Source organism: Mesorhizobium sp. M0227, assembly GCF_040321855.1.
In the GTDB taxonomy this organism is placed as follows: domain Bacteria; phylum Pseudomonadota; class Alphaproteobacteria; order Rhizobiales; family Rhizobiaceae; genus Mesorhizobium.
Genome location: NZ_JAMYSJ010000063.1, coordinates 1 through 1503, shown reverse-complemented (window position 1 = coordinate 1503; position 1503 = coordinate 1). Strand labels below are relative to the sequence as shown.

The window sequence follows — 1503 nt, the reverse complement described above, 5'->3', positions numbered from 1 at the left end:
CAGGCTGTTGAAGAAGTGTCCCGTTTGGCTTTGAGGATGGCCTCATCGCCATTGTGATAGGCGAATGTGATCTCGATGGAGCCGTCGTCGAGTAGTTCGGCGGAGCCATCACCAGTGGCTTCGTCCATTTCGTCGAAGCCGGCCCATGTGAAGAATACCATCGAGGGACCGTAGTTGAGATCGAGGCTGGCTTGCAGAGCGCCAAAGGCGATCTCACCGGTGTTGTCGGCCCCGATGGTGACCATGGCGGGACCGCAGAGGCTGAGATAGCCGCAATCCCACAGATCGGCCTCGACGATATGCCAGCGGTCAGTCAGCTTGCAGTCCGCCGGCGCGCTCATGTCGGCACCGCGATCAACTTGGGCAGCCGCACCAGATTGTAGGCGGCAGCCGCGAAGGTGAAGGCCCATCCGACGCGGTCGCGACCGCGGAACTTCGTCTTGTCTTGACCTGCGATGACCTTGATCCAGCCGAACGCCTCCTCGATGCGTTTGCGGATGCGCTGGCTGACGACATAGCCGACGTGCCGGGTCGTGCGACGATCTATAGCGGAACGGCGCCCGTTCGTGTTCTGCGCCACGTGTGGCGTCACCTTCATCGAGCGCAACTCGTTAATGAAGTCCTCCGCGTCATAGGCCTTGTCGGCGCCGAGGGTGATGGCTTGCGGTCGCTCGGCGCGGGGTTCGATCATGTGCAGAGCCGCCACTCGTTCGGCATGCCCGTCGGCCAGCGTCAGGCAGGCATCAACCAGAAGACCATGCCGGTTCTCCATCAGCCCGTGCCCCATGAAGCTGAGCTTGGCCTCCTTGCCTTTCCCCTTGCGGAACAGCCGAGCATCACGATCAGTGGTCGAGGCATGCGTCTCGTTCGAGCGCTTCTGGCCATGGAAGTCCGCCTCCTCATTGCGCCCGCCACCCGACGGTGGCTCATCCAAGCCGTCCTTCCGCTTGAAGCTCTTCATCGACGCCCAGGCCTCGATCAAGGTGCCGTCGACTGAGAAGTGATCCGTGGAGAGAAGCTTCTTCACCTTGGGCTGCGCCAGGACAGCGTTCAAGAACTTCGCCGCGATGTCGCCCTCCAGCAGCCGGTCGCGGTTCTTCGAGAAGACCGAGTGATCCCAGGCCGCGTCGTCAACGCCGATGCCGACGAACCAGCGGAACAGAAGATCGTATTCCAGCCGCTCCATCAAAAGCCGTTCAGAGCGGATCGAATAGAACGCCTGCAACAGCATTGCCCTGAGCAGCTTCTCCGGCGGGATCGAAGGTCGCCCGATCGGCGAATACAGCGCCGCGAAGTCCCGCTCTAACGCTGCCAGCGCCTCATTCACTATCCGACGGATCGCGCGCAGTGGATGATCGCGCCGAACCCGCGCCTCGAGATCAACGTAGCTGAACAACTCGCCAGTTCGATTGTCGCCGCCGCGCACGATTCACCCTCCGCATTCTCGCGAAATGAGTGAATCACGGAGCTACCCCAACCGCGAGCCCCTTTTTCAACAGCCTG

Annotated in this window: 2 protein-coding genes; both read right to left on the bottom strand. The window is 61.7% G+C overall.

What is annotated here, in order from left to right:
• Positions 1-341: hypothetical protein (locus tag NKJ00_RS32130; RefSeq protein ID WP_352632598.1), on the bottom strand; the 341-nt coding region annotated here is incomplete at its 3' end.
• On the bottom strand, positions 338-1426 hold the full coding sequence (locus NKJ00_RS32125) for an IS5 family transposase (RefSeq protein WP_352632597.1): 1089 nt from the start codon (positions 1424-1426) through the stop codon (positions 338-340). The genes NKJ00_RS32125 and NKJ00_RS32130, both read right to left, overlap by 4 nt.
• Positions 1427-1503: the final 77 nt, after the last annotated feature.